The sequence below is a fragment of the Pseudomonas sp. 1152_12 genome (genome assembly GCF_052850675.1).
On sequence record NZ_VXCW01000003.1, the window covers coordinates 1 to 13,036 of the forward strand.

The 13,036-nt window shown below is 57.6% G+C and carries 13 protein-coding genes; 11 read left to right on the top strand and 2 right to left on the bottom strand.

All coding sequences use genetic code 11. The features are described from left to right. Positions 1–78: 78 nt before the first annotated feature. Together FW764_RS05390 and FW764_RS05395 are read right to left on the bottom strand one after the other, a co-directional pair. Positions 79–1,299: a CaiB/BaiF CoA transferase family protein gene (locus FW764_RS05390; protein WP_446433082.1), complete on the bottom strand. Its 1,221-nt coding sequence runs from the start codon at positions 1,297–1,299 to the stop codon at positions 79–81. 12 nt (positions 1,300–1,311) lie between these two features. Next, positions 1,312–2,493 (bottom strand): acyl-CoA dehydrogenase, encoded by a 1,182-nt coding sequence (locus tag FW764_RS05395; protein WP_446433083.1) that lies wholly within the window; start codon positions 2,491–2,493, stop codon positions 1,312–1,314. A 157-nt stretch (positions 2,494–2,650) separates the two neighbouring features. Between FW764_RS05395 and FW764_RS05400 the strand changes: the two genes are divergently transcribed. From FW764_RS05400 to FW764_RS05450, 11 genes are all read left to right on the top strand, one after another. Further along, complete coding sequence (locus tag FW764_RS05400; RefSeq protein WP_446433084.1) at positions 2,651–3,550, top strand: LysR family transcriptional regulator; 900 nt, start codon at positions 2,651–2,653, stop codon at positions 3,548–3,550. Positions 3,551–4,002: 452 nt separating this feature from the next. Then, positions 4,003–5,124 carry a Re/Si-specific NAD(P)(+) transhydrogenase subunit alpha gene (locus tag FW764_RS05405; protein ID WP_446433085.1) on the top strand — a complete coding sequence of 374 codons (1,122 nt, stop codon included), beginning with the start codon at positions 4,003–4,005 and terminating at the stop codon, positions 5,122–5,124. Between the two features lie 15 nt (positions 5,125–5,139). Next, positions 5,140–5,463, top strand: a complete 324-nt coding sequence (locus FW764_RS05410) for an NAD(P) transhydrogenase subunit alpha (RefSeq protein ID WP_446433086.1) — start codon at positions 5,140–5,142, stop codon at positions 5,461–5,463. Continuing rightward, the gene (locus tag FW764_RS05415; protein ID WP_446433087.1) at positions 5,460–6,896 is read left to right on the top strand and encodes an NAD(P)(+) transhydrogenase (Re/Si-specific) subunit beta; all 1,437 of its coding nucleotides are present in this window, start codon (positions 5,460–5,462) and stop codon (positions 6,894–6,896) included. Before FW764_RS05410 ends, FW764_RS05415 begins: the two co-directional genes overlap by 4 nt. 228 nt (positions 6,897–7,124) lie before the next feature. Next, complete coding sequence (locus tag FW764_RS05420; RefSeq protein WP_446433088.1) at positions 7,125–8,618, top strand: acetyl-CoA hydrolase/transferase family protein; 1,494 nt, start codon at positions 7,125–7,127, stop codon at positions 8,616–8,618. A gap of 318 nt (positions 8,619–8,936) precedes the next feature. Then, entirely contained in the window at positions 8,937–9,152 is a 216-nt protein-coding gene (locus tag FW764_RS05425) for a DUF1127 domain-containing protein (protein ID WP_003187413.1), read from the top strand. A gap of 269 nt (positions 9,153–9,421) precedes the next feature. Continuing rightward, positions 9,422–9,601, top strand: a complete 180-nt coding sequence (locus FW764_RS05430) for a DUF1127 domain-containing protein (RefSeq protein WP_446433453.1) — start codon at positions 9,422–9,424, stop codon at positions 9,599–9,601. A gap of 159 nt (positions 9,602–9,760) precedes the next feature. After that, the gene (locus FW764_RS05435; protein WP_446433089.1) at positions 9,761–10,081 is read left to right on the top strand and encodes a DUF2388 domain-containing protein; all 321 of its coding nucleotides are present in this window, start codon (positions 9,761–9,763) and stop codon (positions 10,079–10,081) included. A 105-nt stretch (positions 10,082–10,186) separates the two neighbouring features. Then, positions 10,187–10,495 (top strand): DUF2388 domain-containing protein, encoded by a 309-nt coding sequence (locus tag FW764_RS05440; RefSeq protein ID WP_446433090.1) that lies wholly within the window; start codon positions 10,187–10,189, stop codon positions 10,493–10,495. 38 nt (positions 10,496–10,533) lie between these two features. Next, positions 10,534–10,854: a DUF2388 domain-containing protein gene (locus FW764_RS05445; protein WP_071486755.1), complete on the top strand. Its 321-nt coding sequence runs from the start codon at positions 10,534–10,536 to the stop codon at positions 10,852–10,854. Continuing rightward, positions 10,851–12,812: a DUF7844 domain-containing protein gene (locus FW764_RS05450; protein WP_446433091.1), complete on the top strand. Its 1,962-nt coding sequence runs from the start codon at positions 10,851–10,853 to the stop codon at positions 12,810–12,812. The genes FW764_RS05445 and FW764_RS05450 overlap by 4 nt, the downstream gene beginning before the upstream one ends. Positions 12,813–13,036 lie beyond the last annotated feature (224 nt).

Consider the following 13,036-nt stretch of genomic DNA (forward strand, 5'->3'; position numbering starts at 1 on the left):
TACTTTTCTATCAATTAGTTAGGATTGATTAAAAAACAACCTAAATAGCCCCCACGCTCTATATATAGAAGAGGAGACTCATATAACACCTGCCTCCTTTAATGCAGCAACGCTCGCCGGCCCCAGCCCCAACACGCCTTGCAGCACCTGAACTGTGTGTTCCCCCAATAGAGGAGGCGCACTGCGGTACTCCACAGGCGTCTTGGACAGCCTTATTGGGTTGGCCACCTGAGGCACCATTCCTGCCAACGCATGAGGCAGCTCCATCGCAAGCCCACGCGCCTTGACCTGCGGATCAGCAAATACTTGCGCCAAATCATTGATCGGCCCGCACGGCACCCCCACTCGCTCCAACTGCGACACCCATTCAGCTGTTGTCTTAAAGACCGTAACCTGGCGAATCAGCGGTATCAGCTCCGCACGATTAGCTACCCGCAGCTTATTAGTAGCAAAGCGCGGATCGGCAGCCCATTGCGGCTGACCAGCTACCTCAGCGAACTTACGAAACTGCCCGTCGTTACCTACCGTCAGGATGAAGTCGCCATCAGCAGTAGGAAAGTCCTGATAAGGCACAATATTCGGGTGAGCATTGCCCAAGCGCTTCGGCGACACACCTGTGGTCAGGTAATTCATTGCCTGGTTAGCCAGGCACGCCACCTGCACGTCCAGCAATGCCATATCAATGTGCTGCCCTCCACCGTCATGATCGCGGTGAGACAGCGCCGCCAGGATCGCCACTGTCGAGTACAGCCCCGTCAGGATGTCAGTCAACGCCACACCGACTTTGACCGGCCCAGCCCCGTGATCACCCTCTGGTCGACCGGTCAGGCTCATGAGCCCACCTAACCCCTGGATCATGAAGTCATAGCCAGCACGCGCAGCATAGGGCCCCGTCTGGCCAAAGCCCGTGATCGAGCAATAGATCAACTCCGGATTGATCTCCTTCAGCGACTCATAATCGAGCCCGTACGCAGCGAGACCGCCCACCTTGAAATTCTCGATCAGGATGTCGGACTTAGCTGCCAGATCACGTACCAGCTTTTGGCCCTCCGGCCGCGTGAAGTCGATGGTCACCGACTCCTTGTTACGGTTAGCGGACAAATAGTAAGCCGCCTCACTGGTGCTCTCGCCATAGGCGTCCTTGAGAAAAGGCGGCCCCCAGGCGCGCGTGTCATCGCCATTACCCGGTCGCTCGACCTTTATCACCTCAGCCCCGAGGTCCGCAAGAATCTGGCCGGACCAAGGGCCCGCCAGCACTCGCGATAAATCCAGCACCCGCAGATGTGAAAGCGCGCCCATGCCGTGCTCCTATTAATAGAACGCCTGAAGACCGGTTTGCGCACGCCCGAGTATCAAGGCGTGCACGTCATGCGTCCCCTCATAGGTGTTAACCACCTCTAGGTTGACCAAGTGACGCGCGACCCCAAACTCATCGGAAATGCCGTTGCCACCCAGCATGTCCCGCGCCATACGCGCGATATCCAGGGATTTGCCGCAGGAGTTGCGCTTCATGATCGAAGTGATCTCAACCGCCGCCGTACCTTCATCCTTCATACGCCCCAATCGCAGACAGCCTTGCAAGGCCAAGGTGATCTCGGTCTGCATATCGGCCAGCTTCTTCTGGATCAGTTGAGTCGCCGCCAATGGACGCCCGAACTGATGGCGATCCAAGGTGTATTGCCGAGCGGTATGCCAGCAGAACTCAGCAGCACCCAACGCCCCCCAGGAGATACCATAGCGCGCCGAGTTGAGGCAGGTGAAAGGCCCCTTCAAGCCACGCACGTCCGGGAAGATGTTCTCTTCCGGCACGAACACGTTGTCCATAACGATCTCACCCGTAATGGAGGCCCGCAGGCCGACCTTGCCGTGAATAGCCGGAGCACTCAGACCTTTCCAGCCTTTCTCCAGGACGAAGCCACGGATATCGCCAGCATCGTCCTTGGCCCACACCACAAACACATCCGCGATCGGACTATTGGTGATCCACATCTTGGCGCCGGTCAAGCTGTAGCCGCCATCCACTTTACGTGCGCGGGTAATCATCGCCCCCGGGTCCGACCCATGGTTAGGCTCGGTCAGACCGAAGCAGCCTATCCATTCGCCAGAGGCCAGCTTTGGTAGGTACTTCTGCTTTTGCGCCTCAGTACCAAATTCATTGATCGGCACCATGACCAGCGACGACTGCACACTCATCATTGAGCGATACCCAGAATCGACACGCTCAACCTCACGTGCAATCAACCCATAACTGACGTAGTTCAGGCCGCTGCCACCGTACTGCTCGGGAATCATCGCGCCCAGCAATCCGGTTTCGCCCATTTCGCGGAAGATCGCGGGGTCGGTTTTTTCATGTCGGAAGGCTTCAAGCACACGCGGCGCCAGCTTGTCCTGGGCGAATTGCTCAGCACTGTCACGCACCATGCGCTCTTCTTCGGTGAGCTGTTGATCCAGCAGCAGCGGATCGATCCAGTTGAAGCTTGCCTTGCCAGCCATGAATAAGTCCTCGCGGAAAAAATCAGAAGTCGTGGATGCAGCCTAGGCCTGGAAGACGCAGAGGGCAAACGAGGTTTCTGCATATGGTTGTGCTAATTTGTCACTTCGAAACGACTGAGAAGGGCGCAGATGCGCTTTATAAGTGAGCACTACGTACATGCGCAGAAAAATCCCCAGCACTACCGCCTTGGTCAGTTTCGAAGCGGCGGCGCGCCACGAGAGCTTTACGAAGGCAGCGCAGGAGCTTTCCATCACTCAAGGCGCCATCTGCAGACAGATCGCCAGCCTTGAGGATTTTTTGAGTGTCGAGCTATTTCGGCGCTCAAGGCGCGGGGTAAAACTGACAGAAGCGGGCCTATCCTATAGCCGTCGAGTTGCCATGCAGTTGGACGCGGTAGAGCGCGATACCTTGTCAGTCATGGGACAGCAGGGCGCCAACGTCATCGAGCTGGCAGTGGTTCCAACCTTCGGTACCCAATGGCTGATCCCCCGCCTCAGGGACTTTCAACACCAACACCCGGAAGTCACCGTCAACCTCACCAACCGCACGCGCCCCTTTCTGTTTGCCGATACCGAGTTCGACGCCGCGATTTACTTCGGCGATGCAGACTGGTCCGGCACCGAATCCCACAGGTTGATGGGAGAAAACCCGGTTCCCGTATGCAGCCCGAGATTACTCGGCACCCGCAACCACTTCAGCCCTCAGGAGATTGCGCAGTTGGCGCTACTGCAGCAAACCACAAGGCCTTATGCCTGGAGGCAATGGTTCAACGCGCAACAACTGAACATACCTCGCGACATGACGGGGCCTCGTTACGAGCTATTCTCGATGTTGTCGCAGGCCGCCATACATGACATGGGCATCGCGCTGATTCCGCCGTTCCTCATCCAGCGTGAGCTGGAAGAGAAGCACTTGGTGATCGCCAACCCTGAAGCCCTGAGCAGCTCAAAGGCTTACTACCTGATGATTCCAGAGAGGAAAGTCGAATCTGCGTCCCTACACGCCTTCAGGGACTGGCTGATAGACCAATCAAAACGCTACAGCCCTAGCGCTTAAAGGCTGAAGCCAGTTTATTGACTCTGTAGTCAATTAAATTTAACTCCTACAGATATACGTATATGTCGCTTTTAAGCAGACTGTATCTTTCAGCTTGAAACAGGGCTCAAAGCCATAATTAATAAGGCTTCTAGCGACTATGAGCTGCCAATGCCCGACCATTCACACCGAAGATAGGAAAAGACTCTATAAAACTCTGCAGCCCTTTAAATACTTGTATTTAAAGGGGTTATTTCTTTGCATTGCGACAATCAGTCACAGGGTGACTTGTAGTTAATTTTTCGTCACCCGTCATAATCTCTTGAAGGCCGTAAAGTTCGCCTGCAAAATGCCGCGCCCCGCTGTCATTTCAGCGGGATCGTGCTGATCGGCCGCCCCAGCTGCGCCCCTCACGGTGCACTGGCCTTTTTACAAAAAGATCAAAAGCAAAAAGATCATGCAGGAGATTTGACGTGCACATTGGTGTTCCTCTCGAAACCCAGACCGGTGAAACGCGGGTGGCTGCCACCCCGGAAACCATCAAAAAGCTGATCGGCCAGGGCCATAAGGTCACTGTACAAAGCGGCGCCGGCATCAACGCCAGCATCGTCGACAGTGCCTATGAAACGGCAGGCGCCACCCTTGGCAGCGCCAGCGACGCGTTTAACACCGAGCTGATTCTCAAAGTGGCGGCTCCCAGCGACAGCGAACTGGTGCTGATCAAAAGCGGCACCGTGCTGGTGGGCATGCTCAACCCGTTCAGCGACGAAACCATCGGTAAGCTGGCCGAGCGCGGCATCACAGCCTTCGCGCTTGAAGCTGCGCCTCGTACCTCGCGGGCCCAGAGCCTCGATGTGCTTTCATCGCAGGCCAATATTGCTGGCTACAAAGCGGTGCTGCTGGCAGCCCATCACTACCCGCGCTTCATGCCAATGCTGATGACCGCTGCGGGCACCGTAAAAGCAGCTCGCGTGCTGATTCTCGGCGCTGGCGTCGCAGGCCTGCAGGCTATCGCCACGGCGAAGCGTCTGGGCGCGGTGATTGAAGCGTCTGACGTTCGCCCTGCGGTAAAAGAGCAAATCGAATCCCTCGGTGCCAAGTTCGTCGACGTACCATACGAAACCGATGAAGAGCGCGAATGCGCTGTCGGCGTCGGTGGTTATGCCCGTCCGATGCCTTCTAGCTGGATGCAACGTCAAGCCCTGGCCGTACACGAACGCGCCAAGCAAGCCGATATCGTCATTACCACCGCGCTTATCCCGGGCCGCAAGGCACCGACCTTGCTGAGCGCCGAAACCGTAGCGCAAATGAAGCCAGGCTCGGTAGTGATCGACCTCGCTGCCGCCCAAGGTGGCAACTGTCCGCTGACCGTCGCAGACCAAGTTGTGGTGGAAAACGGTGTGACCATCTGCGGCCCGACCAACCTGGCCGGTGCTGTAGCCGCCGATGCCTCTGCTTTATATGCGCGCAACCTGCTGGACTTCCTGAAGCTGGTCTTCACCAAGGAAGGGCAGTTTGAAATCAACCTCGAAGACGACATCGTCGCCGCGTGCCTGATGTGCCGCGACGGCCAAGTCATCCGCAAAAACGCCTAAGCAGGGATTCAGACGATGGAAGAATTTATCTCCCCCGGTATCTACAACCTGATCATCTTTGTGCTGGCGATTTATGTCGGTTACCACGTGGTCTGGAACGTCACTCCCGCGCTGCACACGCCACTGATGGCGGTGACCAACGCGATCTCGGCGATTGTGATCGTCGGCGCCATGCTGGCCGCGGCCCTTACCGTTACACCGCTGGGCAAGACCATGGGCACTCTGGCCGTGGCTCTGGCGGCAGTTAACGTGTTCGGCGGCTTCCTGGTAACGCGCAGGATGCTCGAGATGTTCAAGAAAAAAGCCCCGAAAGTAAAAGAAGAGGCGCCATCGTCATGAGTATGAATCTCGTCACGACGCTCTACCTGATCGCGTCGATCTGCTTCATCCAGGCACTTAAAGGCTTGTCCCACCCGACCACGTCGCGACGCGGCAACCTGTTCGGCATGCTCGGCATGGCGCTAGCGGTGCTCACCACCGTCGGCCTCATCTATAAGCTCGGTGCTGAACTGGCTACAGCCGGCATCGGCTATGTGATCGTCGGCCTGCTGATAGGCGGCACTGCCGGCTCAATCATGGCCAAGCGCGTAGAAATGACCAAAATGCCCGAGCTGGTGGCATTCATGCACAGCATGATCGGCCTGGCCGCGGTGTTTATCGCCATTGCCGCCGTGGTCGAGCCGCAATCCTTGGGCATTGTCAAACACTTGGGCGACTCGATCCCTGCTGGTAATCGCCTGGAGCTGTTCCTCGGCGCAGCTATCGGTGCCATCACTTTCTCCGGTTCGGTGATCGCGTTCGGCAAGCTGTCGGGCAAGTACAAGTTTCGCCTATTTCAGGGGGCACCGGTACAGTTCGGCGGCCAGCACAAGCTGAACTTGGTGCTGGGCCTGTTGACGCTTGGTCTAGGCCTGACGTTCATGTTCACCGAAAACCTCAGTGCCTTCGCGCTGATGCTGGCGCTGGCCTTCGTGCTTGGCGTGCTGATCATCATCCCGATTGGCGGTGCCGACATGCCCGTAGTCGTGTCGATGCTCAATAGCTACTCCGGCTGGGCAGCGGCGGGTATCGGCTTCTCGCTGAACAACTCGATGCTGATCATCGCCGGCTCCCTGGTGGGCTCCAGCGGCGCGATCCTGTCGTACATCATGTGCAAGGCGATGAACCGCTCGTTCTTTAATGTGCTGCTCGGCGGTTTCGGCAACACACCGGATGCGGCGGGCCCGGCCGGCTCTAAAGAGGCGCGCCCGGTTAAATCCGGTTCTGCCGACGATGCCACCTTCCTGCTAACCAATGCCGACACCGTGATCATCGTTCCCGGCTATGGCCTGGCAGTGGCACGCGCGCAACATGCGCTTAAAGAGCTGACCGAGAAGCTCACACACCGCGGCGTAACCGTGAAGTACGCGATCCACCCGGTGGCGGGCCGTATGCCAGGCCACATGAACGTACTGCTGGCCGAGGCAGAAGTGCCTTATGACCAGGTGTTCGAGATGGAAGACATCAACTCCGAGTTTGGCCAAGCCGACGTTGTGCTGGTACTGGGTGCGAACGACGTGGTCAACCCAGCCGCCAAGAATGACCCTAACTCACCGATCGCCGGCATGCCGATCCTGGAGGCGTTCAAGGCCAAGACGATCATCGTCAACAAACGCTCGATGGCCAGCGGCTACGCAGGCCTGGACAATGAGCTGTTCTACTTGGACAAGACCATGATGGTCTTCGGTGATGCCAAGAAGGTCATCGAAGACATGGTCAAAGCCGTCGAATAACACTGCGCCAGCGCAATAACCGAAACCCTGGCCTGCAGTAGGCTGGGGTTTTTTCGTTCCGGTGCTCTGGAATGCAGCCAGGGATGCTTGCCTCCCGCTCTGCACACTCACATGAAACCCGACCAAAGGCTCTAAATCGCTGCCTGGCATTCGACCATGGTAGCGGGCCGAATTTTTTTGAAATCACTACACTGCCCACCTTGCTTCCGTAGCCTGAGATAACAATTCATGTACCGTGATCGTATCCGCTTGCCTTCGTTGTTGAACAAGGTCATGAGCGCGGCAGACGCCGCCGCACTGATCGAGGACGGCATGACCGTCGGCATGAGCGGCTTCACCCGCGCAGGTGAAGCCAAGGCCGTTCCCCATGCACTGGCCGAACGCGCCAAGACTTCGCCGCTGAAAATCACCCTGATGACCGGCGCTAGCCTGGGCAATGACCTGGACAAACAACTGACAGAAGCCGGCGTGCTGTCCCGGCGCATGCCGTTCCAAGTGGACAGCACCCTGCGTAAGGCGATCAATGCCGGTGAAGTGATGTTTATCGACCAGCATTTGTCGGAAACCGTCGAGCAACTGCGTAACAACCAGCTCAAGCTGCCGGACATCGCGGTCATCGAAGCCGTCGCAATCACCGAACAAGGCCATATAGTGCCGACCACCTCCGTGGGCAACTCGGCCAGCTTCGCGATTTTCGCCAAGCAAGTGATCGTCGAGATCAACCTCGCGCACAACCCAAACCTGGAAGGGCTGCACGACATCTATATCCCGACCTACCGGCCGACCCGTACGCCGATTCCGCTGGTCAAGGTCGACGACCGCATTGGCAGCACCGCGATTCCGATTCCGCCTGAGAAGATCGTCGCCATCGTGATCACCAACCAGGCTGACTCGGCCTCCACCGTGACGCCGCCGGACGCCGACACCCAAGGCATCGCCAATCACTTGATCCACTTCCTCAAGCAGGAAGTGGATGCAGGGCGCATGACTAACAAGCTCGGCCCTCTGCAGGCCGGTATCGGCAACATTGCCAACGCGGTGATGTGCGGCTTGATCGATTCGCCGTTCGAAGACCTGACCATGTATTCGGAAGTGCTGCAGGACTCGACGTTCGACCTGATCGACGCAGGCAAGCTGAGTTTCGCCTCGGGCAGCTCGATTACCTTATCGGAACGGCGCAATGCCGACGTGTTCGGCAACCTGGAACACTACAAGGATAAGTTGGTACTACGCCCCCAGGAAATCTCCAACCACCCTGAGGTGGTGCGGCGCCTGGGTATCATCGCTATCAACACCGCGCTGGAGTTTGATATCTACGGCAACGTCAACTCCACCCATATCTGCGGCACGCGGATGATGAACGGGATTGGCGGCTCCGGGGATTTCGCGCGCAATGCGCACCTGGCAATCTTCGTCACCAAGTCGATTGCCAAAGGCGGAGCGATTTCCAGCGTGGTGCCGATGGTCAGCCATGTGGACCACACCGAGCACGACGTGGACATCCTGGTGACTGAGGTTGGCCTCGCCGACCTGCGTGGGTTGGCGCCGCGGGAGCGGGCCCGGGTGATCATCGACAACTGTGTCCACCCGGCGTATCGCGAAGCGCTGAACAGTTACTTCAACGCTGCCTGCGCCATCGGCGGGCACACCCCACATATCCTGCGCGAAGCACTGAGTTGGCACATTAACCTGGAAGAAACCGGGCATATGCTCAAGGCTTGATTGCTACATCATCGAGCTGATGCAGACACAGTTGCATCAGCTTGACAGTACTAATCGCAATTTTATGAAAAACTGTACTGCTGTACCGGTCTTTTCTCCCCGAAAAATCCTACAATCTCCACATAACTTGCCTATATCGCCCTATTTTAGTGCAGACAGGTACAGTTGCCCCGTTTCCGTACAGTACAGCCGTTATAAACAGTTAACTGGCCCCTCACAATACAAGTGAACTGTATCTAGAGAGTCTTGCATCGGAAGAGGATCATTGGCATCAGTTAAACCACTACCTAATCCCGCCACAAGCGGAAGGATGTCATCATGGAACGTACACTCAGTTCCGAGCTGTTCTTCGAAGAAAAAGCTGTAAACACCCAGGCTTCCCTGCCTTTGCGCGTTCTCGCCAACCTGATGTTGTGGCAGCGCCGCATCTCCAGCCGCCACCAACTGGCTCGCCTGGATTCGCGCCTGCTGGCTGACGCTGGTATCAGCGAAGCTCAACGCTACGAAGAGCTCAGCAAGCCGTTCTGGCGTTAACTAACGCCCGCTGGCCCTGACCCGCCGGGTCCATCGCCAGCACCAGAATTTGTCAAAACAATGCCCGCCCCGGGAAACTGGAGGCGGGCATTGTTGTTTCTGGGGCTTGGCTTTTCAAACGGTAGAACAGAAGCCTTTAGTATCGACCAGTACAGTTAAATAAATACAACAGTTGAGCAGTACAATTTAATAGTGGTGTATCTGTATCGGTAGCAGTGAGCCGCCCAACATGGAGTTCCCAGACCTCATGAAGGGCTCTAGCCATGAACATGCAAACATCGTCTTGTAAACGACTGATCGCTCGCACAGCCCGTGCATTGGCCAGGTGGGCACGACACACCCACGAGCGACACCAACTGGCGCAACTCGACCCTCGTGAACTGTCCGATGCAGGTATCAGCCAAGGAGATCGAATAGCCGAGTTGTCCAAGCCGTTCTGGCGTGAATAGCCAGCGGCGAGGCTTCCCGAACAGATAAACGGCAGCTTAAGATTCGGTCATCACGTGGCGAACCCTGTAGAACCGACGTCTGATGCTCGATAGAAACACTGTCGGTTTCACAGTGGCCGCTGTGAGCCACTTTATTTGTTCATCTACAGGAGTCATACCATGTCCCCTCTTCGCCTGCTGAGTGCTGCTGCCCTGTTGGCCGTGGTTGCCAATGCCAACGCGAGCAGCCTCATCGTGACCACCGACTCGATCGTCGGCGCGTTGAAAGCCACCTCCGATGCCAGCTCTGACGCTACGTCCTCCCTGCGTGACAACAAAGTAGTGCAGGCCGCTCGTGACGATGCCGCCAGTTTTGTCGCCAGTGAAGGAGCCATTCGTGGCGTGAAGCTGGAAAGCGCCCTGGCGCAGATCCGTCAACAAGCACCGCAATTGAACACCGCCACGGACGCACAGCTAGCTCAAGCGATTCTGGCCATCTGACGATGGTAGAAACAAGCCTGCGCCAGCCGCTACCAAATGTGTCAACGCTGGCTCTCGCCTGGGCATTGCGCTAGCCTTGGCGCTCGCTTTCAGTTGTCGAGTCCCATGGCTTTTTCATACCGTCTGTTGATCGTTCCCGCGTTGATTTCTGCTTGCTGGTCGCCATCGGCTTCGGCCTTTGACGTGACCACTCAGAGCACCGTCATAAGTGCATACGCCACCAGCAAGGTGACCTCTGCGCCTTTTGACAGAAAATTGATAGTGGCTGCCCAAGATGACGCTGCCGCTTTTATCGCCACTGACGGCCAATGGCGGGGGGCCCGCCTGGAGTCAGCGCTGGATTATCTACGCCGCACCCAGCCAAAACTTAACGCCAGCGACCTTGAACTGGCGCAAGCAATTCTCGTCCAATAATCATCTTTGTATTTCCATCCTTGTTTTGGAGTTATTCCATGCGTAGCCCGCTGATCGCCGCCGCTCTCGGCCTGCTGTTGTTGGCCGATGTCGCCCACGCGCAAACCTTGAAGGCCACCAGTAACATCATCGTACGCGCCTCGGCCCGCACCATTGATTTCACTTCGGACACCACCACCTCCATCCGCGACTCAAAAGTCGTGCGCGAAGCCCACGATGACGCCGCCAGTTTCGTCGCCACCAATGGCGAGATTCGCGGCGCACAACTGGAAGCTGCCTTCGATACCCTGCGAACCCGCGTACCCGAAGCGCGCGATGCCAGTGACCAGACCCTCGCCGAAGCTATCCTCGCTCTGTGAGGCGCCTGGTCGCCTGGCTATTGGCCGGGACTGTGCTGCTCTGTGCCAGCGTAGCCCAGGCCAGCCTGCAACTGCGGCTCAAGACCGATGGCTTGAGCCCGGCCGAACAGCAGGCCAGTCAGGCATTGCTCGATGAAGCGATGCGCGCCCTGCCACCGCGCTTTATTGAGCAACTGGATCGGCGCATTGATGTCGGCTGGACCGACAAAATGCCTGAAAACGCTTACGGCCAGGCCTCACTGGTGTCCGAACTGGACCTCAACCAAAATCTGCTCGCCAGCCTGACCGACGGGAGCGCCGCCGCCCAGAAGACCAATCGTCCCCATGGCACCGTTCGCCGCGAAATGCTCGCCACCGTGCTGCATGAACTGACCCACATTTATGACCGTGCGCGCCTGTGGTCCAAAGACGACCGCGTACTTATCCAGCGGTGCAGCCGCCAAAACAACATCACCGGCCTGATCGGCTTGCCCGACCAATGCCGCGGCCAGAACAACCGCCGCTTTACCTTAAGTGACGACCCGCGCCTGCTGGACCTTGCCGGCTGGCCGCAGTACGTCGGCCGTCGCGGCGAACGTGAGCAGCACAACCATCAGGTCGCCCGCAGCCCGGATATCTACGAAACCACCAGCCCACTGGAATTCGTCGCGGTTAACATGGAGTACTTTCTCCTCGACCCGAGCTACGCCTGCCGCCGCCCCGCATTGTTTCGTTATTACAAGGAACACTTCGACTGGGCACCGCCAGAGCAAGACACTTGCGCTAAAACTTACGCCTTCCTGAACGCTGGCAACGATTTTGCCAAGACACCGCTGGGCCAGGTCGACCCGGAGCGAGTGTATGAAATCGACTATTTACTGGCCGAAGCCAACCAGAATCTAGTCAGCCGCTGGGGTCACAGCATGTTGCGCCTGGTGATCTGCGCGCCCGGTCGCCCACGCGGCCCGGATTGTCGGCTGGATCTTGACCAACACCTGGTGTTGTCCTACCGCGCCTTTGTCGGTGACGTGCAGTTGTCGAGTTGGGATGGTTTAGTGGGCAAATACCCGTCACGGCTGTTTGTTTTGCCATTAGCCCAAGTGATCGACGAATACACCAAGACCGAGCTACGGGGGCTGGCATCCGTCCCGCTGAAACTTACACGACAGGAAATCGAAGACACTGTCGAGCATGCCGCCGAGATGCACTGGAGCTACGACGGTAACTATTTCTTCATTTCCAATAACTGCGCGGTCGAGAGTTTGAAGCTACTGCGCAGCGGCAGCGCCAACCCTCAACTGACCGGCCTGGACAACATCACCCCTAATGGCTTGCTGGAAGTGCTCAGCGCGCGCGGCCTGGCCGACACCAGCGTCCTCAACGACAAACGCGAGGCGTTGCGCCGAGGCTACCACTTCGACTCGTTCCGCGAGCGCTACCAGGCGATGTTCGATGTGCTGCGCAAACACTTGCCGATCAAACAGACTCAGGTCGAAGACTGGCTGGCCCTCAGCGCCGAAGAGCGCCGCCAGTGGTTCAGCCAGGCCGACCTGCGCACCAGCGCAGCACTGTTGCTGCTGGAACAGGCCAGCTATCGCAGGCAACTGATGTTGGCCCAGGATGAAGTTAAACAACGCTACCTCGGTGCCCGCGAGCTGAAAAACGGCGGCATGGAAAAAGCCAACAACACACTGCGACAGATCCTCGCCAACAGTGGCTTCCTCAGCCGCCCGGCGGAACTGCTTGGCAGTCGTGGTTACGGCTTGCCGCAGCCCTCGGAATCCAAACGGCTTGAGTCGGAAAGCGCCGAACGCCAGAAGCAACTGCAATCCTTGACTGGCGATCTGGATAAAGAGGTGAGAGTGCTGTTGGAGCCCTCACGTGCCGCTGAAATTGCCGCCTGCGAGGCCAACCTCAAACAGGTCGGCGAACATTTGCGAGCGCTGCATAAAGCGGCGGGCGGCCTGGAAATTCCCTAATTCGCCCCGCGCCAGCTGACTATTCCCACAAAAAAAGAGGAAAACCCTCTCATCAACTGATTACACAGCGAAAGCTGGCTGAAAGCTTCCCCGTCTAGGATCGCCCCCACTGCCGGCAACAGACCGGCTGTTAACAACAACAATGGTGATTCCTGATGTCCGCTCGTCCTCGCCTGTTCGCCCCAACTCCACCCGTACGCTACGTGCCTTTCGTACTGCGCTGA

Bases quoted from the DNA above. Each gene is read 5' to 3' on its own strand.
- FW764_RS05415 (WP_446433087.1), top strand. From the start codon at position 5,460: ATGAGTATGAATCTCGTCACGACGCTCTACCTGATCGCGTCGATCTGC.
- FW764_RS05420 (WP_446433088.1), top strand. From the start codon at position 7,125: ATGTACCGTGATCGTATCCGCTTGCCTTCGTTGTTGAACAAGGTCATG.
- FW764_RS05400 (WP_446433084.1), top strand. From the start codon at position 2,651: ATGCGCAGAAAAATCCCCAGCACTACCGCCTTGGTCAGTTTCGAAGCG.
- FW764_RS05390 (WP_446433082.1), bottom strand. From the start codon at position 1,299: ATGGGCGCGCTTTCACATCTGCGGGTGCTGGATTTATCGCGAGTGCTG.
- FW764_RS05395 (WP_446433083.1), bottom strand. From the start codon at position 2,493: ATGGCTGGCAAGGCAAGCTTCAACTGGATCGATCCGCTGCTGCTGGAT.
- FW764_RS05440 (WP_446433090.1), top strand. From the start codon at position 10,187: ATGGCTTTTTCATACCGTCTGTTGATCGTTCCCGCGTTGATTTCTGCT.
- FW764_RS05430 (WP_446433453.1), top strand. From the start codon at position 9,422: ATGCAAACATCGTCTTGTAAACGACTGATCGCTCGCACAGCCCGTGCA.
- FW764_RS05435 (WP_446433089.1), top strand. From the start codon at position 9,761: ATGTCCCCTCTTCGCCTGCTGAGTGCTGCTGCCCTGTTGGCCGTGGTT.
- FW764_RS05445 (WP_071486755.1), top strand. From the start codon at position 10,534: ATGCGTAGCCCGCTGATCGCCGCCGCTCTCGGCCTGCTGTTGTTGGCC.
- FW764_RS05425 (WP_003187413.1), top strand. From the start codon at position 8,937: ATGGAACGTACACTCAGTTCCGAGCTGTTCTTCGAAGAAAAAGCTGTA.
- FW764_RS05410 (WP_446433086.1), top strand. From the start codon at position 5,140: ATGGAAGAATTTATCTCCCCCGGTATCTACAACCTGATCATCTTTGTG.